25 protein-coding genes are annotated in these 24,262 nt (G+C 52.8%); 19 read left to right on the forward strand and 6 right to left on the reverse strand.

From position 1 onward, the window contains the following. From mreD to csrD, 4 genes are all read right to left on the reverse strand, one after another. Positions 1–489 (reverse strand): rod shape-determining protein MreD, encoded by a 489-nt coding sequence (mreD, locus tag LC431_RS17740; protein WP_013577289.1) that lies wholly within the window; start codon positions 487–489, stop codon positions 1–3. Further along, positions 486–1,493: a rod shape-determining protein MreC gene (gene mreC, locus LC431_RS17745; RefSeq protein WP_013577290.1), complete on the reverse strand. Its 1,008-nt coding sequence runs from the start codon at positions 1,491–1,493 to the stop codon at positions 486–488. Before mreC ends, mreD begins: the two co-directional genes overlap by 4 nt. 255 nt (positions 1,494–1,748) lie before the next feature. Continuing rightward, the gene (mreB, locus tag LC431_RS17750) at positions 1,749–2,792 is read right to left on the reverse strand and encodes a rod shape-determining protein MreB (protein WP_013577291.1); all 1,044 of its coding nucleotides are present in this window, start codon (positions 2,790–2,792) and stop codon (positions 1,749–1,751) included. 355 nt (positions 2,793–3,147) lie between these two features. Continuing rightward, positions 3,148–5,082, reverse strand: a complete 1,935-nt coding sequence (gene csrD / locus LC431_RS17755) for an RNase E specificity factor CsrD (protein ID WP_112151056.1) — start codon at positions 5,080–5,082, stop codon at positions 3,148–3,150. 316 nt (positions 5,083–5,398) lie between these two features. On the opposite strand from csrD, the gene msrP reads away from it, so the two are divergent. From msrP to LC431_RS17845, 18 genes are all read left to right on the forward strand, one after another. Then, a complete protein-coding gene (msrP, locus tag LC431_RS17760; protein ID WP_121019659.1) occupies positions 5,399–6,400 on the forward strand; it encodes a protein-methionine-sulfoxide reductase catalytic subunit MsrP in 1,002 nt (333 codons plus the stop codon). 18 nt (positions 6,401–6,418) lie between these two features. Next, positions 6,419–7,021 (forward strand): protein-methionine-sulfoxide reductase heme-binding subunit MsrQ, encoded by a 603-nt coding sequence (gene msrQ, locus LC431_RS17765; protein WP_217243759.1) that lies wholly within the window; start codon positions 6,419–6,421, stop codon positions 7,019–7,021. Between the two features lie 241 nt (positions 7,022–7,262). Continuing rightward, on the forward strand, positions 7,263–7,715 hold the full coding sequence (gene aroQ / locus LC431_RS17770) for a type II 3-dehydroquinate dehydratase (protein WP_013577295.1): 453 nt from the start codon (positions 7,263–7,265) through the stop codon (positions 7,713–7,715). Between the two features lie 32 nt (positions 7,716–7,747). Further along, positions 7,748–8,212 carry an acetyl-CoA carboxylase biotin carboxyl carrier protein gene (accB, locus tag LC431_RS17775; protein ID WP_013577296.1) on the forward strand — a complete coding sequence of 155 codons (465 nt, stop codon included), beginning with the start codon at positions 7,748–7,750 and terminating at the stop codon, positions 8,210–8,212. A gap of 11 nt (positions 8,213–8,223) precedes the next feature. Then, complete coding sequence (accC, locus tag LC431_RS17780; RefSeq protein WP_013577297.1) at positions 8,224–9,573, forward strand: acetyl-CoA carboxylase biotin carboxylase subunit; 1,350 nt, start codon at positions 8,224–8,226, stop codon at positions 9,571–9,573. An 85-nt stretch (positions 9,574–9,658) separates the two neighbouring features. Next, positions 9,659–9,901 carry a YhdT family protein gene (locus LC431_RS17785; RefSeq protein ID WP_015690529.1) on the forward strand — a complete coding sequence of 81 codons (243 nt, stop codon included), beginning with the start codon at positions 9,659–9,661 and terminating at the stop codon, positions 9,899–9,901. After that, on the forward strand, positions 9,891–11,336 hold the full coding sequence (gene panF, locus LC431_RS17790) for a sodium/pantothenate symporter (RefSeq protein WP_015690530.1): 1,446 nt from the start codon (positions 9,891–9,893) through the stop codon (positions 11,334–11,336). The genes LC431_RS17785 and panF overlap by 11 nt, the downstream gene beginning before the upstream one ends. A gap of 43 nt (positions 11,337–11,379) precedes the next feature. Further along, positions 11,380–12,264: a 50S ribosomal protein L11 methyltransferase gene (gene prmA, locus LC431_RS17795; RefSeq protein ID WP_015690531.1), complete on the forward strand. Its 885-nt coding sequence runs from the start codon at positions 11,380–11,382 to the stop codon at positions 12,262–12,264. A 149-nt stretch (positions 12,265–12,413) separates the two neighbouring features. Then, positions 12,414–13,166 carry a carbonic anhydrase family protein gene (locus LC431_RS17800; protein ID WP_223510135.1) on the forward strand — a complete coding sequence of 251 codons (753 nt, stop codon included), beginning with the start codon at positions 12,414–12,416 and terminating at the stop codon, positions 13,164–13,166. A gap of 389 nt (positions 13,167–13,555) precedes the next feature. Continuing rightward, positions 13,556–14,521, forward strand: a complete 966-nt coding sequence (gene dusB, locus LC431_RS17805; RefSeq protein WP_013577302.1) for a tRNA dihydrouridine synthase DusB — start codon at positions 13,556–13,558, stop codon at positions 14,519–14,521. A gap of 21 nt (positions 14,522–14,542) precedes the next feature. Beyond that, the gene (fis, locus tag LC431_RS17810; RefSeq protein WP_004097144.1) at positions 14,543–14,839 is read left to right on the forward strand and encodes a DNA-binding transcriptional regulator Fis; all 297 of its coding nucleotides are present in this window, start codon (positions 14,543–14,545) and stop codon (positions 14,837–14,839) included. 197 nt (positions 14,840–15,036) lie between these two features. Beyond that, positions 15,037–15,468, forward strand: coding sequence for a DoxX family protein (locus LC431_RS17815; RefSeq protein ID WP_370447499.1), 432 nt, complete (start codon positions 15,037–15,039; stop codon positions 15,466–15,468). A 420-nt stretch (positions 15,469–15,888) separates the two neighbouring features. After that, on the forward strand, positions 15,889–16,809 hold the full coding sequence (lpxP, locus tag LC431_RS17820; RefSeq protein WP_013577304.1) for a kdo(2)-lipid IV(A) palmitoleoyltransferase: 921 nt from the start codon (positions 15,889–15,891) through the stop codon (positions 16,807–16,809). 86 nt (positions 16,810–16,895) lie between these two features. After that, positions 16,896–17,081 carry a hypothetical protein gene (locus tag LC431_RS17825; RefSeq protein WP_112151061.1) on the forward strand — a complete coding sequence of 62 codons (186 nt, stop codon included), beginning with the start codon at positions 16,896–16,898 and terminating at the stop codon, positions 17,079–17,081. A 417-nt stretch (positions 17,082–17,498) separates the two neighbouring features. Next, complete coding sequence (locus LC431_RS17830) at positions 17,499–18,524, forward strand: amino acid ABC transporter substrate-binding protein (RefSeq protein WP_013577306.1); 1,026 nt, start codon at positions 17,499–17,501, stop codon at positions 18,522–18,524. Positions 18,525–18,627: 103 nt separating this feature from the next. Then, a complete protein-coding gene (locus tag LC431_RS17835; protein ID WP_013577307.1) occupies positions 18,628–19,806 on the forward strand; it encodes an amino acid ABC transporter permease in 1,179 nt (392 codons plus the stop codon). A gap of 9 nt (positions 19,807–19,815) precedes the next feature. Beyond that, positions 19,816–20,925 (forward strand): amino acid ABC transporter permease, encoded by a 1,110-nt coding sequence (locus tag LC431_RS17840; RefSeq protein WP_041673173.1) that lies wholly within the window; start codon positions 19,816–19,818, stop codon positions 20,923–20,925. A gap of 8 nt (positions 20,926–20,933) precedes the next feature. Then, positions 20,934–21,695 carry an amino acid ABC transporter ATP-binding protein gene (locus LC431_RS17845; RefSeq protein ID WP_013577309.1) on the forward strand — a complete coding sequence of 254 codons (762 nt, stop codon included), beginning with the start codon at positions 20,934–20,936 and terminating at the stop codon, positions 21,693–21,695. A gap of 391 nt (positions 21,696–22,086) precedes the next feature. Here LC431_RS17845 and LC431_RS17850 read toward each other — a convergent pair whose 3' ends face one another. After that, the gene (locus tag LC431_RS17850) at positions 22,087–22,776 is read right to left on the reverse strand and encodes an LrgB family protein (RefSeq protein ID WP_013577310.1); all 690 of its coding nucleotides are present in this window, start codon (positions 22,774–22,776) and stop codon (positions 22,087–22,089) included. Beyond that, positions 22,769–23,191 (reverse strand): CidA/LrgA family protein, encoded by a 423-nt coding sequence (locus LC431_RS17855; protein WP_013577311.1) that lies wholly within the window; start codon positions 23,189–23,191, stop codon positions 22,769–22,771. The genes LC431_RS17850 and LC431_RS17855 overlap by 8 nt, the downstream gene beginning before the upstream one ends. 144 nt (positions 23,192–23,335) lie before the next feature. On the opposite strand from LC431_RS17855, the gene LC431_RS17860 reads away from it, so the two are divergent. Beyond that, the gene (locus tag LC431_RS17860) at positions 23,336–24,214 is read left to right on the forward strand and encodes a LysR family transcriptional regulator (RefSeq protein ID WP_119262147.1); all 879 of its coding nucleotides are present in this window, start codon (positions 23,336–23,338) and stop codon (positions 24,212–24,214) included. Positions 24,215–24,262: the final 48 nt, after the last annotated feature.

Genomic DNA, 24,262 nt, shown 5'->3' on the forward strand with positions numbered 1-24,262 from the left:
TCATTGCACAGCAAACTGACGACGAATTTTACGCATCAGCAGGAACAGCCATGGCCACAGCACACCGTCGACCACACTGCTCCAGAAAACTTCAGGCCGGAACGACACATTGACTACCAGGAATTCTCCCCAGAACACCATGACGTCCACAGCCAGCGAAAGCACCATAACAATCAGCGCTTGTTGCCACAGAGCCAGGTTACGGAATAACTGGAATTTGAACGCGACCAGGTAGGCGGTAATGGCAAAAGCCAGCGCGCGAATACCCAGGGTCGATCCCAGGATCAGATCCATAATAAACCCGACAACAAAACCGGTACCCACGTTGACGCGATGCGGTAATGCCATCACCCAGTAAATCAGGATCAGCATCAGCCATGACGGCCTGAACATATAAATCTGTTCAGGCCACGGCATCACCTGCAATAACATGGCTATTAAGAAGGATAGCCAAATAATCCAGCGTCCGTGGCTCCGGTAGCTGTTCATTGCGTCGCTCCCTGCACAGCAGGCGTGCTAACCGGTGTCGTTACCGTACCCGTTGCCGGTGGAGGAACAGGAGCTGGCGGCCCCATATCTCCCGGAGGTGGCAACACTTGCGGCATCATTTGCATCAGGCGTTCATTGGCCACGCGATGAACTTCATCCGGCGGTAAAGGATGCTCGCCATTACGGTCAGAGCCCCATAGTAACAGCAGGTAACGCAGACGTTGCAGACCGGCGGTCGGACGCGCCTGAATGACGGTATACGCACGCTGATTATCAACTTTAACCGAAGATACAACGCCGACCGGATACCCTTCAGGGAAACGTCCACCCAGACCTGAGGTGACCAGCACATCACCGACACGAATATCGGTGTTGCTTGGTAAGTGTTCAAGTTGTAAGTCATCAGCACAGCCGCTACCGGCAGCGATAACGCGGATGTCATTACGCAGCACCTGAATCGGCAACGCATGTGAAGCATCACAAATCAGCAGCACACGGCTGGTCAGCGCGGCAACAGCGATGACCTGGCCAACAACGCCTTTATCGCTGATGACGGGTTGCCCGATATACACACCGTTGTTGCTGCCTTTGTCGATGACGATCTGATCGCTGTAAGGATCATTGCTGGTGGAGAGAACCTGCGTCACCATTTTGTGCTCGTCCTGACGCAACGGTGATCCCAGCAGCTCGCGCAAGCGAGCATTTTCTTGTTTGTATTGGCCAAGCAGCATCAGGTCACTGTTTTTCAGCAACAATTCCTGACGCAAAGCGCGGTTTTCAAGTTCCAGCTGGCCACGGGTGGCAAACGTAGAAGAGACCTGATCTAAGAATTCACGCGGGGCATTGGACAAAAAATAGAAGGGACTGACGGCAGTATCCATATAGGTGCGGATTTTAACAAACGTACCTATTTTACTGTCGGCAACAATCAGGACAATGGCCGTGAGAATAGCCAAAAAAAGTCGCAGTTGCAGGGAAGGTCCCCTGCTAAAAATTGGCTTCATAAAATATGCGAGTTCCTCGGCAACAGAAAGTTTCAGCCAGTCGAAGTAAAGACCTCACCTGACAGAAACGGCGGCAATCTCATGGGATAGCCAAAACACTGGCAGAGCTTTATCGCTCAGCCAGTGTTTGCACGGATCCACATTGAACACTGCACACTTCGCGTTGCAGGTTTTACCTGACGGACAACCACCTTCCCGGGCAGACTATTCTTGCTTGCAACAAGACTTGTTTGAATCAGCAAGTCTTCGCTGAGATTACTCTTCGCTGAATAAGTCGCCGCCGTGCATGTCGATCATTTCTAATGCTTTACCACCGCCACGGGCGACGCAGGTCAGTGGATCTTCTGCGACAACAACAGGAATACCCGTTTCTTCCATCAGCAGGCGATCAAGGTTACGCAGTAATGCGCCACCGCCGGTCAGCACCATGCCGCGCTCGGAGATGTCGGAAGCCAGTTCTGGCGGACACTGTTCCAGTGCAACCATCACCGCGCTGACGATACCGGTTAGCGGCTCTTGCAATGCTTCGAGAATTTCGTTGGAGTTCAGCGTGAAGCCACGTGGAACACCTTCAGCCAGGTTACGACCGCGCACTTCGATTTCGTGAACTTCATCACCCGGATAGGCAGAACCGATGCTGTGCTTGATACGCTCAGCCGTTGCTTCACCGATCAGTGAACCATAATTACGGCGTACGTAATTAATGATAGCTTCGTCGAAACGATCGCCACCGATACGTACAGAAGAGGAATACACCACGCCGTTCAGGGAGATCACGGCAACTTCTGTGGTACCACCACCGATATCCACCACCATTGAACCGGTCGCTTCGGATACCGGCAGGCCTGCACCGATTGCCGCAGCCATCGGTTCTTCAATCAGGAACACTTCACGCGCGCCTGCACCTTGTGCAGATTCACGGATAGCACGGCGTTCAACCTGAGTTGCGCCGACTGGCACACACACCAGTACACGCGGGCTTGGGCGCATGAAGCTGTTGCTGTGAACTTGCTTGATGAAGTGTTGCAGCATTTTCTCAGTCACGAAAAAGTCAGCGATAACGCCGTCTTTCATTGGACGAATAGCGGCAATATTGCCAGGAGTACGACCCAGCATCTGTTTCGCGTCGTGACCAACAGCAGCAACGCTTTTAGGTGAACCAGCACGATCCTGACGAATAGCCACAACTGATGGCTCATTCAGCACGATGCCTTGTCCTTTTACATAAATGAGGGTATTGGCGGTACCCAGGTCGATGGACAAGTCGTTGGAAAACATGCCACGAAATTTCTTAAACATAACGAAGGGATAATCCTGCTAGCTGGGGGCGGAAAATAAAATCCGCCTACTTTACCAACCACGCGAAGCAGCGACAAGGCGCAAAAACGTCCTGCTTCCGTGAAAATTGTCCGCGATGTCGCCATTCACTTGCGGTGACTTTTTGAGGCTGATGGCACTGCGAAATAATTCTGTCTCGCAGGCTCGGTTTACCTCGGGCAGGCACCCAGGCGAAGTAGCAACACCACACATAAATTCTTACACTTTTACCAACATCTTCCATCCATCTGCGGTCTGAGTACAAACACCGGAAACCAGACAAGGGCGTAGGTCAAAAGCTGGCTCATTCTACGTTAAATAATGCATTAACGGTCACTTAAACATCGCGGTTGTGTGAATATTTTTTACCGACCGGTTCAACAGGCTCCGGACCGGCAAAAAAATCGCCCTGCCCGCCGTGGATCCCGCTTTTCAGCAGGACAGCCCACTCCTCTTTTGTGCGCACGCCAGAGGCAAATACCAGCGCCTGAGTCCCTTCGCATGCACTGAGTAAGCTTTGTACAAAGAGCTGATTTTCAACCCTTTTATCAATATCACGCACTAACCCCGGGTGAAGCTTAACTCTCTCCACCGGGAAAGTTTTCAGATAGGAGGTGCTGACCACCGTCAGTCCGGCTTGCGAAACGGCCAGACGACAGCCCAAACCCTGTAACAATCTGATCGCAGGACGCAGGCGGTCGGTATGTTGACAGAGATCCGCCTCAGCAAGTTCAATCAAAATTCGATTTCGTTGTGTTCTTTCGCACTGCAGCAAGGTATCGCGCAGCCAGCGAACAAATGAGCGCTGCAATAATGAATCAACCGTCAGGTGAAATGCTAACGTTTCATCCGGCCAACGGTTAAGTAACGGAATAATCTGACTTAACATGACCCGGTCAAAGCTTTGCGACAACCCGAACTGAACCACCAGCGGGATAAACTCCGCAGCCAGCAGTTCCTGCTCGCCGTCGAAGACACGCCGCTGCACCTCACGGTGATCCGGTTTGTTGTCCCGGGTGAAAGCGGGCTTCTGATAAAGACGCGGGCCGCCGCGCGCCAGCGTATTTTCCAGCAGGGTCCGCCAGCGCACGCTGCCGCGACCTTTTTCCGGCACATTTTTATCATAGATAAACCAGCTGTTACTGCCCTGAAACGCCGCATGTCGCGTCGCCTGCTCGGCCATGTCCATCACCTGATCCGGCGTCTGACCGAAACGGTAGGCGCTGATACCGATGTACATCAGCGCATCGCGGTCAATTAGCGACGAGGTCGGCAGGACGCCGAGCGCATTGACTAATTGTGAGGCCATCACTTCCGCTTCCTTTAAGGTGCGGTGTGGCAACAGCACGGCAAAATCACTGTGGAAATAACGTGCCAGCAGCGCATCAACATGGCGCATCACGAACGTCGATAACAAATTCACCATCGCCGAACGCAGTTCTTCGACCACTGCCTGACCGTGCGTTTCGCGCATGGTGTCGAAATCCGGCAAGCGCAGTAACATCAGCACACCGTGCGCACCCTTTTCTTCCAGCTGCGTCGCAAGCTGATTATCAAAGAACAAGCGGTTACTGAGGCCGGTTTGCGCGTCCTGCTGAGCATAAGCACGGATCAAGGTATCCACGCGGCTGCGCTGCTCACGTGCTTCATTCAGATCCCCTAGCAGACGATCTATCGCACTGCTGGCAGAATGCGGCCATTCGCCCACATGACCGGACAGCCCTTCCCGTTCACCGCGTAATATTCTGACCGCGCGGTCTTCCAGCTTTTCCACACCGTCCGTTTCCTGACGTAACCAGCGAAAACTGAGCAGCAGCATAGCGAGCATGACCAGAATGGCGATCCCAATCGTGAACGTAGAACGCAGGGAGCGGATGTAACTGCTGACAGGATCAACATAGGAAATGTGCAGCGACATGGCGTGGTTGTGCATCAGCGGGATAATGGCAGTGTCATATTCCGGCATCACGCTGTCCCACGAGCGGTGTACATCCGGACGCTCGTGGTATTCAAAAACGGTGGTGTTATCAAGTTTGACTTCGATATCCGTGACATCAAGCATACGCATAGCCTGAGGCATCCAGCGTTGGGCATCTGCGGGGGGATGCGTCAGTAATGCCTGATCATAAGTCGTGGCAAGTGCCTGAAGATGTTGTTCGGTATCTTGTTTGTTCAGATAGATAAAGCTGAAAGTGACGCCAAGCAACATCAGTAACATTGCCAGCGCAACTAACATCGTCATCAGTGCCGATAGTCTGGTAGTAAATCGCATCCCTGTGCCTTACTCGCTACGGTGAGGGGGAAACAAACCCTTTCTCTGAGCTTGCCACGAAAAAACGCCGCTACTATAAAACAGAAAAATGCGATGAAAGGAGAAATTTTCGAAAGAGTCATTCGCATACATTCATAGCATAGCAATACAAAAACCAATCAATTCGTAATTCTTATATAAATGGTAAACGCCTCCTCAATGCCTGCGGCAAAATGCGCTTTTTTAGCGTGATATCTCGCAAAGCGTCCGGTTTCACGCCATGCTTTGTTTATAACCATAAAAATGAATCACGAAAATGAGAATGCCGGAGAAGGCTATGTTCAAACCCCGCAAACTAACCGAAGCAGACGTCACACCCGAAAGTATTTTTTATGACCGGCGCAAAGTTTTACAGGCACTGGGGATCAGTGCCGCGGCACTCGCTGTTCCCCAAAATGCACGCGCAGATATCCTTTCCTGGTTCAAAGGCCATGACCGCCCTGCCGCGCCCGCCGGTAAACCGCTGGATTTCACCAAACCCGCTGCTTATCAAAATGACCTGACACTGACCCCCGAGGACAAAGTTTCCGGCTACAACAATTTCTATGAATTCGGGCTGGATAAAGCTGATCCGGCCGCCAACGCCGGGCAACTGGTTACCTCGCCGTGGAAATTAACAATAGAAGGCGAAGTTGCTAAACCGATGACGCTGGATATGGATGACATCATGAAGCGCTTCCCGCTTGAGCAACGTATTTACCGGATGCGTTGCGTCGAAGCCTGGTCGATGGTGGTGCCGTGGATCGGTTTTCAGCTGAGTGCGATTCTCAAACTTGCCGAACCGACCAGCAAAGCGCGTTATGTCGCGTTTACTACCTTATATGACCCGGAACATATGCCGGGGCAGAAAGACCGGTTTATCGGCGGTGGACTGAATTACCCGTACGTTGAAGGATTGCGTATAGATGAAGCGATGAACCCGCTGGCGATGATGACGGTCGGCGTTTATGGCAAAGCACTTCCGCCGCAAAACGGCGCGCCTATCCGCCTGACCATTCCGTGGAAGTACGGTTTCAAAGGCATCAAATCCATCGTGAACATCAAATTTACTCAAGATGAGCCGCCGACAACCTGGAACCAGATTGCCTCCAACGAATACGGGTTTTACGCCAACGTGAACCCGCATGTGGATCACCCGCGCTGGTCGCAGGCAACGGAACGGTTTATCGGTTCCGGCGGCTTACTCGACGTGCAACGCCAGCCGACATTGCTGTTCAATGGTTATGCCGGGCAGGTAGCATCGATGTATCACGGTATGGATTTACGTAAGTTCTATTAAGGAAGAGGCGGTTCAGTTATGCGTCGTTTAAGCCCTGCCAATATTACCGGGTTGAAAGTGATCATCTATCTTTGCGCCATTTTGCCTTTTTTCTGGATTGTGCTTTCGATTAATCAGGGCGGGTTCAGCGCCGATCCCGCCAAAGATATTCAGCATTTTACCGGTAGGATGACTCTGAAATTTTTGCTGGTGACATTACTGGTCACGCCCGTCGCACGCTATGGCAAACAGCCATTACTGATCCGCACGCGCCGTTTGCTGGGGTTGTGGTGTTTTGCGTGGGGAACCTTGCATTTTCTCAGCTATTCATTCCTGGAGCTTGGGATCAACAATATCCGCCTGCTGGGAAGTGAACTGATATCGCGCCCGTATCTCACCCTCGGTATCATCTGCTGGATCCTGCTGCTGGCACTGGCCTGCACCTCCACCGTGTGGGCACAACGCAAAATGGGATCAACCTGGCAAAAGTTGCACAACTTCATTTATCTCATCGCCATACTTGCGCCGATCCACTACCTTTGGTCGGTAAAAGTGCTGTCGCCACAACCGGTGATTTACGCAATACTTGCCGTCATCTTGCTGGCATTTCGTTATAAAAAATTCCGCCAGTGGCTGCGATAAGCCGTGGAACTTTTGGCCCGGTTGCCCCTCATAATTTCGACAATTGCACCCACGTTGACCGGCCGAGGGTTGATTATCTTCGCTGATAAGACCAGTATTTAGCTGCGAATTGCCACGATATCATTATAATGCCCGACCTCATGCCGAAGAGACGGGCCGATTTGCCGCGAAATAGGTGACAAACCGGTGACATCAGGGTATTTTCTACAATCTTTGTCTAATTGCCGGAGATAGGCTCACAATGGCGCATAAGTTTGACATTTTGCTACTGAACGGTCCTAACCTGAATTTGTTAGGCACCCGTGAGCCTGAAACGTACGGACACACCACGCTCAACGATATTGTTAAGGGTTTGGAAGTGCAGGCTGCTGCTGCTGATGTAGCACTGAGCCATCTGCAATCCAATGCAGAACATGTCCTGATTGAACGTATTCATCAGGCACGCGGAAATGTCGATTTCATCCTGATCAATCCCGCGGCCTTTACCCATACCAGCGTGGCGCTGCGCGATGCATTACTGGGGGTGTCGATTCCGTTTATCGAGATCCATCTGTCGAATGTACATGCCCGCGAAGCGTTCCGGCACCATTCCTATCTTTCCGACATCGCAGTGGGCGTTATTTGCGGACTTGGCGCAGATGGCTACCACTTTGCATTACAGGCAGCGGTTAACCGCTTGTCAAAAACCCACTAATTTCTACGCAAAAAGAGTACGGAATCACACCCATGGATATTCGTAAAATTAAAAAACTGATCGAACTGGTTGAAGAATCAGGCATTTCTGAACTGGAAATTTCTGAAGGCGAAGAATCAGTACGTATCAGCCGTGCTGCACCTGCGCAGGCTTATCCTATGATGCAACAGGCTTACGCTATGCCTGTACAACAACAGCCAGGTCTGGCTGCTGCGGTTGCGCCAGCAGCTGCGCCTGCAGAAGCAGCTCCGGCTGCAATCAGTGGCCATATCGTTCGCTCACCGATGGTAGGCACCTTCTACCGTACGCCAAGCCCGGACGCTAAAGCCTTCATCGAAGTGGGTCAGAAAGTGAACGCCGGTGATACCCTGTGTATCGTTGAAGCGATGAAAATGATGAACCAAATCGAAGCAGACAAATCCGGTGTTGTTAAAGCAATTCTGGTAGAAAGCGGCCAACCGGTTGAATTCGACGAGCCGCTGGTCGTCATCGAATAACGAGGCGTACCATGGTAGATAAAATTGTTATCGCGAACCGCGGCGAGATTGCTCTGCGTATTTTGCGTGCCTGTAAAGAAATGGGCATCAAAACCGTTGCTGTGCACTCTACCGCTGACCGTGACCTGAAACACGTGCTGCTGGCAGACGAAACCGTCTGTATCGGTCCTGCACCTTCAGTAAAAAGCTATCTGAACATCCCTGCCATCATCGCTGCGGCGGAAATCACTGGTGCGGTGGCTATCCACCCGGGCTACGGTTTCCTGTCCGAGAATGCCGATTTTGCAGAGCAGGTTGAGCGTTCTGGTTTTATCTTCATCGGCCCGAAAGCTGAAACTATCCGCCTGATGGGTGACAAAGTTTCTGCGATCCAGGCGATGAAAGCGGCTGGCGTACCTTGTGTACCTGGCTCTGACGGCCCGCTGGGCGATGACATGGATCAAAACCGTGCCTTCGCAAAACGTATCGGCTATCCGGTCATCATCAAAGCTTCTGGCGGCGGCGGCGGTCGTGGTATGCGTGTTGTACGCGGCGACAAAGACCTCGAACAGTCCATCAACATGACCCGTGCGGAAGCTAAAGCAGCTTTCAACAACGACATGGTTTACATGGAAAAATACCTGGAAAATCCACGTCACGTGGAAATTCAGGTACTGGCTGATGGTCAGGGCAACGCCGTTTATCTGGCTGAACGTGACTGCTCCATGCAGCGTCGTCACCAGAAAGTCGTTGAAGAAGCGCCAGCACCGGGCATCACGGAAGATCTTCGTCGTTTCATCGGCGAACGTTGTGCCAAAGCCTGTGTGGATATTGGCTACCGTGGCGCAGGTACTTTCGAGTTCCTGTATGAAAACGGCGAGTTCTTCTTCATCGAAATGAACACCCGTATCCAGGTTGAGCATCCGGTTACCGAGATGATCACCGGTGTGGATTTGATCAAAGAGCAGCTGCGCATTGCGTCCGGCCAGCCACTGTCGATCAAACAAAGCGAAGTGAAAGTCAAAGGCCATGCGGTGGAATGCCGCATTAACGCGGAAGACCCTAACACCTTCCTGCCAAGCCCAGGCAAAATCACCCGTTTCCACGCCCCTGGCGGCTTCGGTGTTCGTTGGGAATCGCACATTTACGCAGGCTACACAGTGCCTCCGTACTACGATTCCATGATCGGTAAACTGATCACTTACGGTGAAACCCGTGAAGTGGCCATTGCCCGCATGAAAAATGCGCTGGCAGAACTGATCATCGACGGCATCAAAACCAACATTGAACTGCAAATGCGCATTATGGACGACGAGAATTTCCAGCATGGTGGCACTAACATCCACTATCTTGAGAAAAAACTCGGTTTGCAGGAAAAATAAAAAAGACCGTACCGTTGCGTACTCTCTTATCAAGGCCGGATATTCCGGCCTTTTTTACGTTTTGAGGGGAGACAAGTAAATGGCGTTGGACAAACGTTTCTTACAAGCCAACCGTGAAGCCCGATGGGCTTTTGGGCTGACGATTGCTTATCTGCTGGCATGGAGTTTTGCCGCCTATATTCCTGACGATAAACAGGGCATCACCGGCCTGCCGCACTGGTTCGAAATGGCCTGTCTGCTGGTACCGCTGATATTCGTTCTTTTAAGCTGGCTGATGGTTCGCGTGATTTACCGCGATATTCCGCTGGAGGACAGTCATGCAGACTGAAGTCTTATTGCCACTGATTGCCTATTTGCTGCTGGTTTTCGGGTTGTCTGTTTATGCATATACCCGCCGCGAGCAGGGCAACTTCCTGACTGAATATTTCCTCGGCAACCGCTCCATGGGCGGCTTCGTGCTGGCCATGACCCTGACCGCCACCTACATCAGTGCCAGTTCCTTTATCGGCGGCCCCGGTGCCGCCTACAAATTTGGCCTTGGCTGGGTATTGCTGGCAATGATTCAGTTGCCTGCCGTCTGGCTTTCACTCGGCGTACTGGGTAAAAAATTCGCCATTCTGGCGCGCCGCTATAATGCGGTCACGCTGAACGACATGCTGTTTGCCCGCTACCAGAGCCGTCTGCTGGTCTGGCTGGCAAGCCTGAGTCTGCTGGTGGCATTTCTGGGCGCGATGACCGTTCAGTTCATCGGTGGTGCACGCCTGCTGGAAACAGCAGCCGGTATTCCTTACGACACCGGACTGCTGATTTTCGGCATCAGCATCGCGCTGTATACCGCGTTTGGCGGCTTTCGTGCCAGCGTGCTCAATGACGCCATGCAGGGACTGGTGATGCTGCTCGGCACCATTTTACTCCTGATCGCTGTCATTCACGCGGCGGGTGGCCTGCACAGTGCGGTGGATAAGCTCCAGCAAATCGACCCGAAACTGGTATCCGTGCATGGCGGGGATGACGTCCTTTCACTGCCGTTTATGGCTTCTTTCTGGGTTTTGGTGTGCTTTGGCGTGATTGGCCTGCCGCATACCGCCGTGCGCTGTATTTCCTACAAAGACAGCAAAGCGGTACACCGTGGCATTGTGCTCGGCACTATCGTGGTCGCCATTTTGATGCTTGGTATGCATCTGGCGGGTGCGCTGGGGCGTGCCATTTTACCTGATCTGAAAATTCCCGATCAGGTGATCCCGACGCTGATGATCACCGTGCTGCCGCCCTACGCCGCCGGGATTTTCCTCGCGGCACCGATGGCCGCCATTATGTCGACCATCAACGCGCAGCTTTTGCAATCATCTGCGACTATCGTTAAAGACTTGTACCTCGGTATTAAACCGGAACAACTGGCTAACGAGCGCAAGTTAAAACGCTTCTCAAGCTGGGCCACCTTTATACTGGGATTACTGGTCTTACTGGCCGCATGGCGTCCGCCGGAAATGATTATCTGGCTGAACCTGCTGGCGTTTGGCGGGCTGGAAGCGGTGTTCCTGTGGCCGCTGGTGCTCGGTTTGTACTGGGAGCGGGCGAACGCCACGGGCGCACTGAGCTCAATGATTGTTGGCGCGGTTTGTTATACCCTGCTCGCCAGTATTGACCTGCATATTGCCGGTCTGCATCCGATTGTGCCGTCGCTGTTGCTGAGCCTGCTGGCGTTTTATACCGGCAATAAGTTTGGTAAACAGCCACGCGAAAACGTACTCAAGCCGTCCTGAACAGGCGGCACTGATTTTACAGATTGTTAAGAAGAGAATGGCTATGCCTTGGATCCAACTGAAAATTAATACCACCGGTAACGACGCGGAAACGCTGAGCGACGCGCTTATCGAAAGTGGCGCCGTGTCCGTAACGTTCCAGGACACCCACGATAATCCGGTCTTCGAACCGCTGCCGGGCGAAACCCTGTTGTGGGGTGATACCGACGCCATCGGCCTGTACGATGCGGAAACCGACATGGACGAAGTGATCGCCATGCTGGAAAACGAACCCCTGCTGGGCAAAGGTTTCGTACACAAAATAGAACAACTGGAAGACAAAGACTGGGAACGCGAATGGATGGATAACTTCCACCCGATGCGTTTTGGCGAACGTCTGTGGATTTGCCCGAGCTGGCGCGATGTGCCGGATCCGAATGCCGTGAACGTGATGCTGGATCCGGGACTGGCGTTTGGTACCGGCACCCACCCGACCACCGCGATGTGTCTGCAATGGCTCGACAGTCTGGATCTGACCGATAAAACCGTGATCGACTTCGGTTGTGGTTCCGGCATTCTGGCGATCGCCGCGCTGAAGCTGGGTGCAAAACACGTGGTTGGGATCGACATCGATCCGCAGGCAATTCAGGCCAGCCGCGATAACGCCGAACGTAACGGCGTATCAGAGCGTCTGTCGCTTTATCTGCCGAAAGACCAGCCTGATAACCTGTCAGCCGACGTGGTGGTCGCCAATATTCTCGCAGGCCCTCTGCGCGAACTGGCGCCACTGATCAGCGTGCTGCCGGTAGCAGGTGGCCATCTGGGGCTTTCCGGCGTACTGGCCAGCCAGGCGCAAAGCGTAGCGGATGCCTATAAAGACCAATTCGAACTGGATCCGGTGGCCGAGAAAGAAGAATGGTGCCGTATAACCGGTGTTAAAAAAGCCTGATGTCAGCCTCCCGCTTTTTCTGTTTGTTTGTGCAGAAAGAGCGGGTTTCCCCCCAAAATCCTTTTCCGGCCTTTTCCCGTATTTCTCCTGCCGCCTAAACCCCTTACACTTCGCAAGGTTTATTACTCAGCAAATGAAAGGGATAACTCTTGAAAGGAACAATATTGTCTGCCGCGCTGGCTGCACTTACGCTGTCAGTTTCTGCACAACCCGCCTTCGCAAACGAAACGCCACATTGGTCATATGATGGCGACGCCGCCCCGCAAAACTGGTCAAAACTCAGCCCTGACTTCCATCTGTGCGAGCAGGGCAAAGCACAGTCGCCTATCGATATCAAAGAGGCGTTAGAGGTGCACCCTCGCCCGCTTAAACTCAGCTATCAGTTACCGCCGGTGAATGTCATTAATAACGGCCACAGCGTGCAGGTCAATGTTCAGCAGGGTGATTTTGCCACGCTGGACGGGGATAAATTCGTCCTCCAGCAATTCCACTTCCACTCTCCGAGCGAAAATACCCTCAACGGTAAATCTTTCCCGATGGAGGCGCATTTTGTTCATATGGATGCTGACGGTGAAATTGCGGTGATTGCCGTAATGTTTGAAACCGGCAAAGCTAATGCCGAGCTGGAAAAAATCTGGCAACAGATGCCGGAAAAAGCAGGCGAATCTGTCACGCTGAAAGAGAAAGTCAGTCTTGATGGCCTGCTGCCCACCGATCTGACGCATTATCGTTTCAGCGGGTCACTGACTACGCCACCTTGTACAGAAGGCGTTCGCTGGCTGGTCGTTAAACAACCTCAGACGCTGTCTGAGGCGCAGCTGAAGAAATTCCAGCATGCGATGCATCATGCGAACAATCGCCCGGTACAAGGACTGCATGGCCGCGTGGTAGTGGCAGAGTAATTCCGTACTGCAGATTAAGGTGCAGAACCTGTTTCTGGATCTCTTTGTCTTGTTTGTTCACCTTTCTGAAAATGAGTCACTTTTTAACCAAAAGACGATCTGCATCACAGAATTTTGTGGTTGTTGCTGCTTAAAACGTCAGATCTCCCCTTAGAATCAACTGTTATAACCGGATGATTCAGAGAGTTATTAGGAATTTGCCCAAGCGCACAATTTGACCGAAGTCACATAACTCAATGTAAAACCACGATAAAAAAACAAATCGTCATGAACTTCAGCGCTGACAAGACATTTTCTTATCAAATTGCTCAAAGTTTGGCCTTTCATATCGCAGCGAAAATGCGTAATATACGCGCCCTTGCGGACATCAGTATGGTCATTCCTAGTTCATGCGCATCGGACACCACCAGCTTACAAATTGCCTGATTGCGGCCCCGATGGCCGGTATCACTGACCGACCATTTCGTGCCTTATGTCATGCGATGGGGGCTGGAATGGCAGTATCTGAAATGCTCTCCTCCAATCCGGAGGTGTGGCGGACGGATAAGTCACGTTTGCGCATGGTACATAACGATGAACCGGGGATCCGCGCCGTGCAAATTGCCGGTTGCGACCCCGAAGATATGGCGGCTGCTGCACGAATTAACGTGGAAAGCGGTGCGCAAATCATTGATATCAATATGGGCTGCCCGGCCAAGAAAGTGAACCGCAAACTGGCAGGTTCTGCATTGTTGCAGTATCCGGATTTGGTGAAACAAATCCTGACTGCCGTTGTTAAGGCGGTAGATGTGCCAGTCACGTTGAAAATTCGTACTGGTTGGGCACCGGAACACCGTAACTGTGTACAAATTGCCCAATTGGCTGAAGACTGTGGAATTCAGGCCCTGACTATTCATGGCCGAACCCGTGCCTGTCTCTTCAATGGAGAAGCAGAGTACGACAGTATTCGGACAGTTAAGCAGAGTGTTTCCATTCCGATTATCGCGAATGGCGACATAACTGACCCGCATAAAGCCAGAGCGGTGCTCGACTACACCGGAGCTGATGCTCTGATGATAGGACGTGCCGCTCAGGGGAGACCCTGGATCTTCCGGGAAATCCAGCATTATCTGGACACAGGGGAGCTGTTACCTCCACCTCCTATGGGTGAGGTTCAGCGCTTGTTAATAGGGCACGTACGGGAATTGCACGACTTTTACGGTCAAGGCAAGGGATTCCGTATCGCCCGTAAGCACGTTTCCTGGTATCTCCAGGAGCATGCCCCAAATGACCAGTTTCGGCGCTCCTTCAACGCCATAGAGGATGCCAGCGAACAGCTGGAGGCGTTGGAAGCATATTTCGAAAATCTTGCGTAACAAAAAAGAGCTGACAGAACTATGTTCGAACAACGCGTGAATTCTGACGTACTGACCGTTTCTACCGTTAATTCTCAGGATCAGGTAACCCAAAAACCCCTGCGTGACTCGGTAAAACAAGCACTTAAGGGCTATTTTGCTCAATTGAATGGTCAGGACGTGAATGACCTGTATGAGTTGGTATTGGCTGAAGTTGAACAGCCACTGTTAGACATGGTGATGCAGTATACCCGTGGCAACCAGACTCGTGCGGCCCTGATGATGGGTATCAACCGCGGTACGCTGCGTAAGAAATTGAAAAAATACGGCATGAACTGATACTAATCAGTCGATGTCTTAAAAAGGCGCTTTTCCGCAAGGGGAGCGCCTTTTTGTTTTCTGCTTTGCCCGTAGACCTTTACCCCAAAATCTGCGCAAAACCTAACCCAGATCAACCCAAATGAGAATAATTATCTCCTGCATTCAGCGATTAAGCACTACCTTAGACGGACAATAAAACGTCTCCGGGAGTCACTCTGATGAAGCAACTTTATCTTCGTTTTACCGCAGCACTGAACAAACCTGATCTGGCGATTTTGCTGTTACGGATCACCTATGGACTGCTGATTTTTCACGGCTGGCATAAGCTGCATGACGGTCTGGGCGGTATTCAGGGCATGCTGGCAGGCTATGGTATTCCGGCATTTGTCGCCTACGGCGTGATCATCGGCGAAGTGATCGCCCCGATTATGATGATGCTGGGGATTTTCACCCGACTCGCCGCGCTGTCTGCCGCAGCGACAATGATTGTTGCGTGGATGATGGTCGGTATCCATCACACCTTTGCACTCACCCCGGTCGGTGCCTGGGCGATTGAAGATATCGTCTATTACTTCATGGCAGCCGTCGTGATCGCGCTGTATGGCAGTGGACGGTACTCTGTGATGAGCAACCCGCTGTATCGCTGATATTCCCTCTCAGCATGTTTCGCCAGCGGAGCATGCTGAAATATCATGTAGCGGATATCGCGACGTCTGAATGCTAATGCCTTCTTTCCGTAGTGTTTTCATTTTATTGTCTAAACCCACACGTAAATAAACAGTAAAGAGTGCGTTTATCGGACAATTACCCTCTGCGGTTAGATCACACGACATGTTATACTCACGGCAAGAGTCGAATTCGCCCCGCTCAACGCCTACGGACAGCCCTTCAGCTTCGCGATCCCGCCTTTTAATTGTGTCTTGATAAAGTAAAAGTGAGTCAATATATGTGCTTTCGGAAACGTTTACACCCGCACGTTGTCCCACTCTTTAACAGACAATTCGTATCGCGACTGAGCTAACCCCTGACGCGTTACCCCGGTTTTTTATGCAGATGATTGGGCTTTTATGAATTCTCCTCGCTTTCGCGCATCATTTTTACATCCACGTTACTGGCTGACCTGGTTTGGCCTTGGCGTATTGTTCCTGCTGGTTCAGCTTCCTTATCCGGTGTTAAACCGTCTCGGCATCTGGCTGGGCCGGACGTCCATGCGTTTCCTGAAACGTCGTGTGTCGATAACGCGCCGTAACCTGCAATTGTGCTTCCCGGATCTCCCCGCTGATCAGGTCGAAGCGCGCATCATCAGCAACTTTGAATCCCTTGGCATGGGCCTGCTGGAAACCGGCATGGCCTGGTTCTGGTCGGATGCCCGTGTTAAACGGTGGTTTGATGTCAGCGGCCTGCACAACCTGAAAAAGGCGCAGGAAAACAAACAGGGCGTGCTGGTGATTGGCGTGCATTTTATGTCGCTGGAATTAGGCGGCCGCGCGATGGGCTTATGTCAGCCGATGATGGCGATGTATCGCCCGCACAATAATAAAGCGATGGAATTTGTGCAGACCTGGGGGCGTATGCGGTCTAACAAGGCGATGCTCGATCGCAAAGATTTACGCGGTATGGTTCACGCGCTTAAAAAAGGCGAAGCTGTCTGGTTTGCGCCGGATCAGGATTACGGCCCGCGTGGCAGCGTATTTGCGCCACTGTTTGCTGTCGATCAGGCCGCAACTACCAGCGGAACCTTTATGCTGGCGCGTCTGGCAAAACCTGCGCTGGTGACCGTTGTGCTGGTACGTAAAGCAGGCGGTACGGGTTATGAACTGGTTATCCAGCCTCAGTTGCAGGATTACCCGATCGACGATGAAATGGCGGCAGCAGCCTACATGAATCGCGTGATCGAAAAAGAAATTATGCGTGCGCCGGATCAGTATCTCTGGCTGCATCGCCGCTTTAAAACCCGCCCGGCGGGTGCGCCTTCGCTTTATCGATAAGCGCCAGAGGCCATAAAACAGTAGCCCGATGCCACCGCGTCGGGCTTTTTTCATTCATCGCATCCAATAAGAGATCTGTAATCTTTATGGCTAAAAAACCCGACGCGACACCTTCTATCTTTGACCATCTCAAAGAGGATGACAGCTTTGACCTTTGGGGGCGCTCAGGCCTCAGTTCTGCGCTCAACAAAGCCAAACCTAAAACGCCGGACAATGACCAGATTGCGGCGGCGCGTAAACTGATCAAAGGCAGTAAAGATCAGGCCAAATAAGTCACTCTATTTTCTCCGCTGCACTGATAATGTCCCCTGTTTTAAATCCCGTCATGCCAACATATCTCTCAGAACGCCTGGTCTGAGAGATTTACTCATCGTTTTGCCTCATTTTTTTTCCAAATATGAATGCACATTTCACTTCGCTGCAAACAGCGCGATCTGCACTCCAATATTGAAATATTCCGCACTCATTTAACGCAGCCACATTGACCGCGCACTGAAACGGGGCAATAAATTTTATACGCCTCGTCAATGTTACTGTGCAATTCCTCTACATGACTTGATTGATGGGGCGTTTTTCATGTTGGCACTCCCTTTGCAAAGACAGGTGCAGAGGGCGTTGCCCCATAAACAGACAGGGTGCTCCGGCACTTACACAATAATAATTTTCAGTTTTGTCTCACAGGACGCTTTATGAAAAAAATATTGCTCTCAACACTGATTGCCGCAGCAAGCTTCGTGACACTGGCTGGTCAGGCTCATGCAGGTACCACTCTGGATGCCGTTAAAAAGAAAGGATTTGTTCAATGCGGTATCAGCGACGGCCTGCCAGGCTTCTCTTACGCTGACTCCAAAGGCAAATTCACCGGTATCGACGTTGACGTCTGCCGTGCGGTGGCTGCTGCCGTGTTTGGTGATGCTGAGAAAGTGAAATATACCCCGCTGACTGCCAAAGAGCGTTTCACCGCGCTGCAGTCTGGCGAAGTGGACATCCTGTCACGTAACACGACCTGGACCTCTTCCCGCGATGCGGGCATGGGCATGATTTTCGCTGGCGTAAACTACTACGACGGTATCGGCTTCCTGACTCACCAGAAAGCGGGCCTGAAAAGCGCGAAAGAACTCGATGGCGCAACGGTCTGTCTGCAGGCCGGTACGGATACCGAGCTGAACGTGGCTGACTACTTCAAAGCCAACAAAATGACTTACACCCCGGTCACCTTCGACCGCTCGGACGAAAGTGCGAAAGCGCTGGACTCAGGTCGTTGTGACACCCTGGCCTCTGACCAGTCTCAGTTGTACGCACTGCGTATCAAACTCGGCAAACCAGACGAATTCATCGTTCTGCCGGAAGTGATTTCTAAAGAACCTCTGGGTCCGGTAGTTCGTCGTGGTGACGAAGACTGGCTGGCGATCGTCCGCTGGTCACTGTTCGCGATGCTGAACGCTGAAGAAATGGGCGTAACCTCTCAGAACGTGGATAAGCTGGCGGCTAACCCGACGACACCTGATATGAGCAACCTGCTGGGCAAAACCGGGACTTACGGTGCTGACCTGAAAGTGCCTAATGACTGGGTAGTAAAAATCGTTAAACAGGTCGGCAACTACGGCGAAAGCTTTGAACGCAACGTCGGTCAGGGCAGCGAGCTGAAAATCAAACGTGGCCAGAACGCATTGTGGAATAAAGGCGGGATCCAATACGCTCCTCCAGTTCGCTAAATATCCTTTCTTCATGAAGTTGAAAAGTGTTTAAGGATGTTGATGCACCGGTCGTTCCCCGGTGCATCACTTCCCGGTGAAAGATTGCTAAAGGCCATTCACTATGTCGCAACGCCCAACCGAAAAAGGTTCGTTATCGCTGACCAACCCAGCCGTACGAGCCTGGATTTACCAAATTTTCGCGGTGGTGTTGCTGGTAGCCTGTTTGGGTTACCTGCTCCACAACACCATTACCAATCTGACTACACGAGGGATCACCTCGGGATTTGCGTTTCTTGAAAAAGGTGCCGGTTTCGGCATTGTTCAGCATCTTATTGATTACCAGGAAGGTGACACCTACGCCCGCGTATTTGTTATCGGTCTGCTGAATACGCTGCTGGTTTCCGCGCTGTGTATCGTTTTTGCCTCGATTCTCGGGTTCATTATCGGCTTAGGACGCCTTTCCGATAACTGGCTGATTCGCAAAGTCTCGACGGTATATATCGAGACGTTCCGTAACATTCCCCCGCTGCTGCAAATCTTCTTCTGGTATTTCGCCGTACTGCGTAACCTGCCGGGACCGCGTCAGAGTCTGAATGCTTTTGACCTGGCTTTCGTCAGTAACCGTGGCCTGTATCTGCCCTCACCGGAACTGGCACCGGGCAGTCTGGCGGGCTTTATCGCCGTGCTGCTGGCGATTTTTGGCATCATCGCGCTGCAACGCTACAACCATTTCCGCCAGATCCACACCGGCCGGATCTGGCATATCTGGCCGTGGGCGATTGTGATGCTGGTTGTCTTTCCGGCGCTGGCGCACCTGATTTTCGGGCCTGCGCTGCACTGGGACGTGCCTGCGCTACGCGGGTTCAACTTCCGTGGCGGCATGGTGCTGATCCCGGAACTGGCGGCGTTAACGCTGGCATTATCGGTCTATACCTCAACGTTTATCGCCGAAGTGATCCGATCCGGCATTCAGTCTGTCTCACACGGTCAGCATGAAGCCGCCCGTTCGTTAGGATTGCCGAATCCTGTCACGTTGCGTCAGGTGATTTTGCCGCAGGCCATGCGGGTGATCATTCCACCGCTGACCAGCCAGTATCTCAATATCGTGAAAAACTCCTCTCTGGCGGCTGCAATTGGCTATCCGGATATGGTGTCGCTGTTCGCCGGTACCGTGCTCAATCAGACCGGTCAGGCAATTGAAACCATTGCTATTACGATGTCGGTGTACCTGATCATCAGCCTGGCAATTTCCTTCCTGATGAACATTTACAACCGGCGTATCGCGCTGGTCGAGCGTTAAGGGAATCCCATGACAATGACAACACTTCCTCCGGGAGTCAGAGCCGTGAAACCCGGAACGCCACTCGGAACGGCCGTGCTCTGGGCGCGTAAAAATTTGTTCTCCAGTTGGTTTAACAGCCTGCTGACGCTGTTCTGTTTATGGCTGATGTGGCTGCTGATCCCTCCGCTGTTGAACTGGGTGATTTTCCAGGCCAACTGGGTTGGCACGGCGCGCACTGACTGCACCAAAGCTGGCGCGTGCTGGGTGTTTATCCACGCACGTTTCGGCCAGTTCATGTACGGGCTGTATCCGTTCGATCAACGCTGGCGCATCAACGTCACACTGATCGTCGGTCTGCTGACCCTTGCACCGATCTTCTTTAAAGCCATGCCACGCCGCGGACGTTATATCGCCTGCTGGATGGTGCTCTTCCCGATTTTCACCTGGATCATGCTGTACGGCGGTTTCCTGGGGTTGAGTCGCGTCGAAACCCGCCAGTGGGGTGGCCTGACGCTGACGCTGATCATTGCCGCTGTCGGCATTGCCGGTGCGTTACCGCTGGGCATTATGCTGGCGCTGGCACGGCGTTCAAGCCTGCCTGTCGTGCGTATTCTGTCGGTGATTTTCATCGAGTTCTGGCGCGGCGTGCCGCTTATCACCGTGCTGTTCATGTCCTCGGTGATGCTGCCGCTGTTTATGACCGAAGGGACGAGTATCGACAAACTGGTGCGTGCGCTGGTGGGGGTGGTGCTGTTCCAGTCGGCGTATGTCGCGGAAGTGGTGCGCGGCGGGTTACAGGCGCTGCCGAAAGGCCAGACGGAGGCCGCCGAATCACTGGCGCTCGGCTACTGGAAAACGCAAGGCTTAGTCATTCTGCCGCAGGCACTGAAAATGGTGATACCGGGTCTGGTCAACACTATTATCGCGCTGTTTAAGGACACCAGTCTGGTGATCATCATCGGCCTGTTTGATTTGTTCAGCAGCGTCCAGCAAGCCACCGTCGATCCTGAATGGCTGGGCATGTCAACCGAAGGCTACGTCTTCGCCGCCGCCGTCTACTGGATTTTCTGTTTTAGCATGTCGCGTTATAGCCAGCATTTGGAAAGACGCTTTCACACCGGACGTTCCGCACACTGAGGTAAACCATGAGCGACCATCAAGTCACTGAAAACCAAAATATGATGATCACGCTGGAAAACGTGAATAAGTGGTACGGACAGTTCCACGTATTGAAAGACATCAACCTGAGCGTGAAACCGCGTGAACGTATCGTGTTGTGCGGCCCTTCCGGCTCGGGGAAATCAACGACCATCCGTTGCATTAACCATCTGGAAGAGCACCAGCAAGGGCGCATCGTGGTGGACGGAACCGAACTGAACGACGACTTGCGCAATATCGAACGCGTGCGCACCGAAGTCGGTATGGTGTTCCAGCATTTCAACCTGTTCCCGCATCTGACCGTCTTGCAAAACTGCACCCTGGCACCCTGCTGGGTGCGTAAGATGCCAAAGAAAGAAGCCGAAGAACTGGCGATGCATTACCTGAAACGTGTCCGTATCGCCGAGCATGCGCATAAATTCCCCGGCCAGCTTTCCGGTGGTCAGCAACAGCGTGTGGCGATCGCCCGTTCGCTGTGTATGAAGCCCAAAATTATGCTGTTTGATGAACCGACTTCTGCGCTCGATCCGGAAATGGTGAAAGAGGTGCTGGACACCATGATCACGCTGGCGGAAGAAGGCATGACCATGTTGTGTGTAACGCATGAAATGGGCTTTGCAAGAACGGTCGCCGACCGGGTGATCTTTATGGATCGCGGGGAGATCGTGGAACAGGCTCCGCCGCTGGAGTTCTTTGCCAATCCGAAGTCAGCGAGGACGCGGGAGTTCTTGTCACAGGTGATTCACTGAGCTGAGGCCGCAGCTTGACCGGCATCTGACGGAATGGTGAAAATTTCGGTTTCTCATTAGCGGTGATCACTTATCGCGCTGCGCCGAAACCGCCCAAAAGGGGATGGTGAGGTTGTGAAGTTAAAGTTGAGGCCGGTTCCAAAATACCGCCGGAGGAGAGGTGGAAAACCGCGCGTCTTTTTGCGCGGGTTGTAACCCGAACGGAGGGCACCGCGCAGCGGCGGAATTTTGCGGCTATCGCTGCGGCACCTGAAACATAGCCAGCGAGCGAAGCGTGCAGTAAAAGAGCCCGGGATTCTTAAGGGCGGCGGCGATAAGCCGCCCTTAAGGCCAGTTTGGGTGGCAACCCAAGGTCTTGACCTTAATGTTTCAGATCTTTTTCAAAAGATCATCACCACATCACTCCCCCGATCACCGGCGCAATCACCACGGTGACAACCCCTGCCAGCATCATCACCAGACTCGATACCACGCCTTCCTCCGCACCCAGTTCATAAGCTCTCGCCGTACCCGCTCCGTGCGACGCCGCACCGAAACCGGCACCTTTTGCGAGGCCGCTTTTTACCGCCAGACGCAGAAACAGCATATCCCCGACCGCCATGCCGAATACGCCGGTAATCACCACAAACAACGCGACCAGATCAGGCTGGCCACCCATTTGTTTCGCGGCTGCCAGCGCAAACGGCGTAGTGATAGAGCGTACCGCCAGACTACGCTGGATTTCTTCGGGCAGGGTCAGCATGCGCGCCAGCCAGACGGAACTGCCGACGGCAACGACTATCGCCGTCAGCACGCCCGCACTCAGCGACATCCAGTGACGGCGGATCACCGCCATATTCTCGTAAACCGGCACCGCAAACGCGATGGTTGACGGCCCGAGCAGCCATAACAACCAGTGCGTCTCACCGAGGTAATCCTGATACGACGTGTGCGTCACCACCAGCAAAATCACCAGTACAATCGGCGTGAACACCAGTGGCATCAGCAGCAGTGTGCGCTTCTGGCGGTACAGTTTTTTGTTGCCGTAATACAACCCGAGGGTGACCACAAAACACAACATGCTGATCAGTAAATCAGTCACGGCTCGCCTTCCTTGCCGCCAGACGCTGCTCCAGACGATACACTTTATCGACCACCACGGCAGTCGCCCCGAGCGTCAGCATCGTGCTGATCCCAATCACCAGAAAGATTTTCCAGCCTTCGATCATCAGCAACTGGGCGTAATTCACCACAGCCACCACGGCTGGTACGAAGAACAGCAGCATTTCCGCCAGCAACCAGCGGGAACCGGCTTTCACCCATTTCACAGGCAAAATACGCAACATAATCAGCAGTAAAAGCATCAGCATCCCGACAATATTGGCGGGTAACGGCAGATGTAACGCAGTGACCAGACGATCAGCGATAACGAATAACACCGCGTACAACACCACCTGAACAGGGATCTGACAACGGGTCAGCAGGGACGGCGCTTTAGTGCGCAACGCCAACAACATGGGGACGACCTCGAAAGAGGGAAAAGTGTGAAAATGAAGTATACGCTGGCAGGAAACTGGTAAAGAAATGAATTAAAATCATAAAAATGATTCCAGTTTGGAATACTTTGTAACTCGCCGATCTGACCGGGGAAACATCAGCCCATGGACGTCCGTACCTTACGCTATTTTGTCGAAGTGGTTCGCCAGCAGAGCTTTACCCGCGCGGCGGAAAAGTTGTTCGTCACCCAGCCAACGATCAGCAAAATGCTGCGTCATCTGGAAGAAGAACTGGAATGCACGCTGATTGTCCGCGAAGGACGGCGTTTACACCTGACCGACAGCGGTCAGGCGTTGTATCAGCGTGGCCTGAATATCCTTGAGGAATTCCGCCAGCTTGAAGCGGAACTGGAAGACATTAACTCGCTGAAATCCGGTCATCTGCGGCTGGGCATTCCGCCGATGGTCGGGACGCAAATCGCGCCGCTTATCGGCAGCTTCCGCCAGCAATATCCCGGCATTGAACTGATTATTTCCGAGTTTGGCGGGCTGACCGTGCAACAGGCTGTGATTTCCGGCGAGCTGGATCTGGCGCTGACTGCCCTGCCCGCTGACGCCGTGCCTTCTATCGCCTCACTGCTGCTGTTCAGTCATCCGCTGTGCGTTGTGGTGCCGCGCACACCGCACTGGCTGAACCGCACGCGCATCGGGTTCAGTGATCTGGCTGAAGAAAGCATCCTGATTTATAACGAAGATTTTGCCCTGTACCGCCAGCTGATGGATGCCTTTACCTCACACGGCTTTACGCCAAAAATTGCGGCGCGCAGCGGGCAGTGGGATTTCCTGGCGGCGATGGTACAAACCGGTATGGGTGTGGCGATTTTGCCGGAACCGGTCTGTCAGCGGCTGGATAAGAATGTCCTGATGTGGCTGCCACTGGATCCGCTGATGCCGTGGCAGCTCGGGCTGATCTGGCATCAGGGCAGCTATCTCTCGCACAGTGCACAGGCGTGGATCACGTTGTGCCGCGACTACTGGAAATAGCCAATAAAAAACCGCGTGAACCTGGCAGCGCACGCGGTTTTTTCATTT

The organism is Rahnella sp. GSA61A, assembly GCF_019969905.1.
GTDB lineage: Bacteria > Pseudomonadota > Gammaproteobacteria > Enterobacterales > Enterobacteriaceae > Rahnella > Rahnella aceris.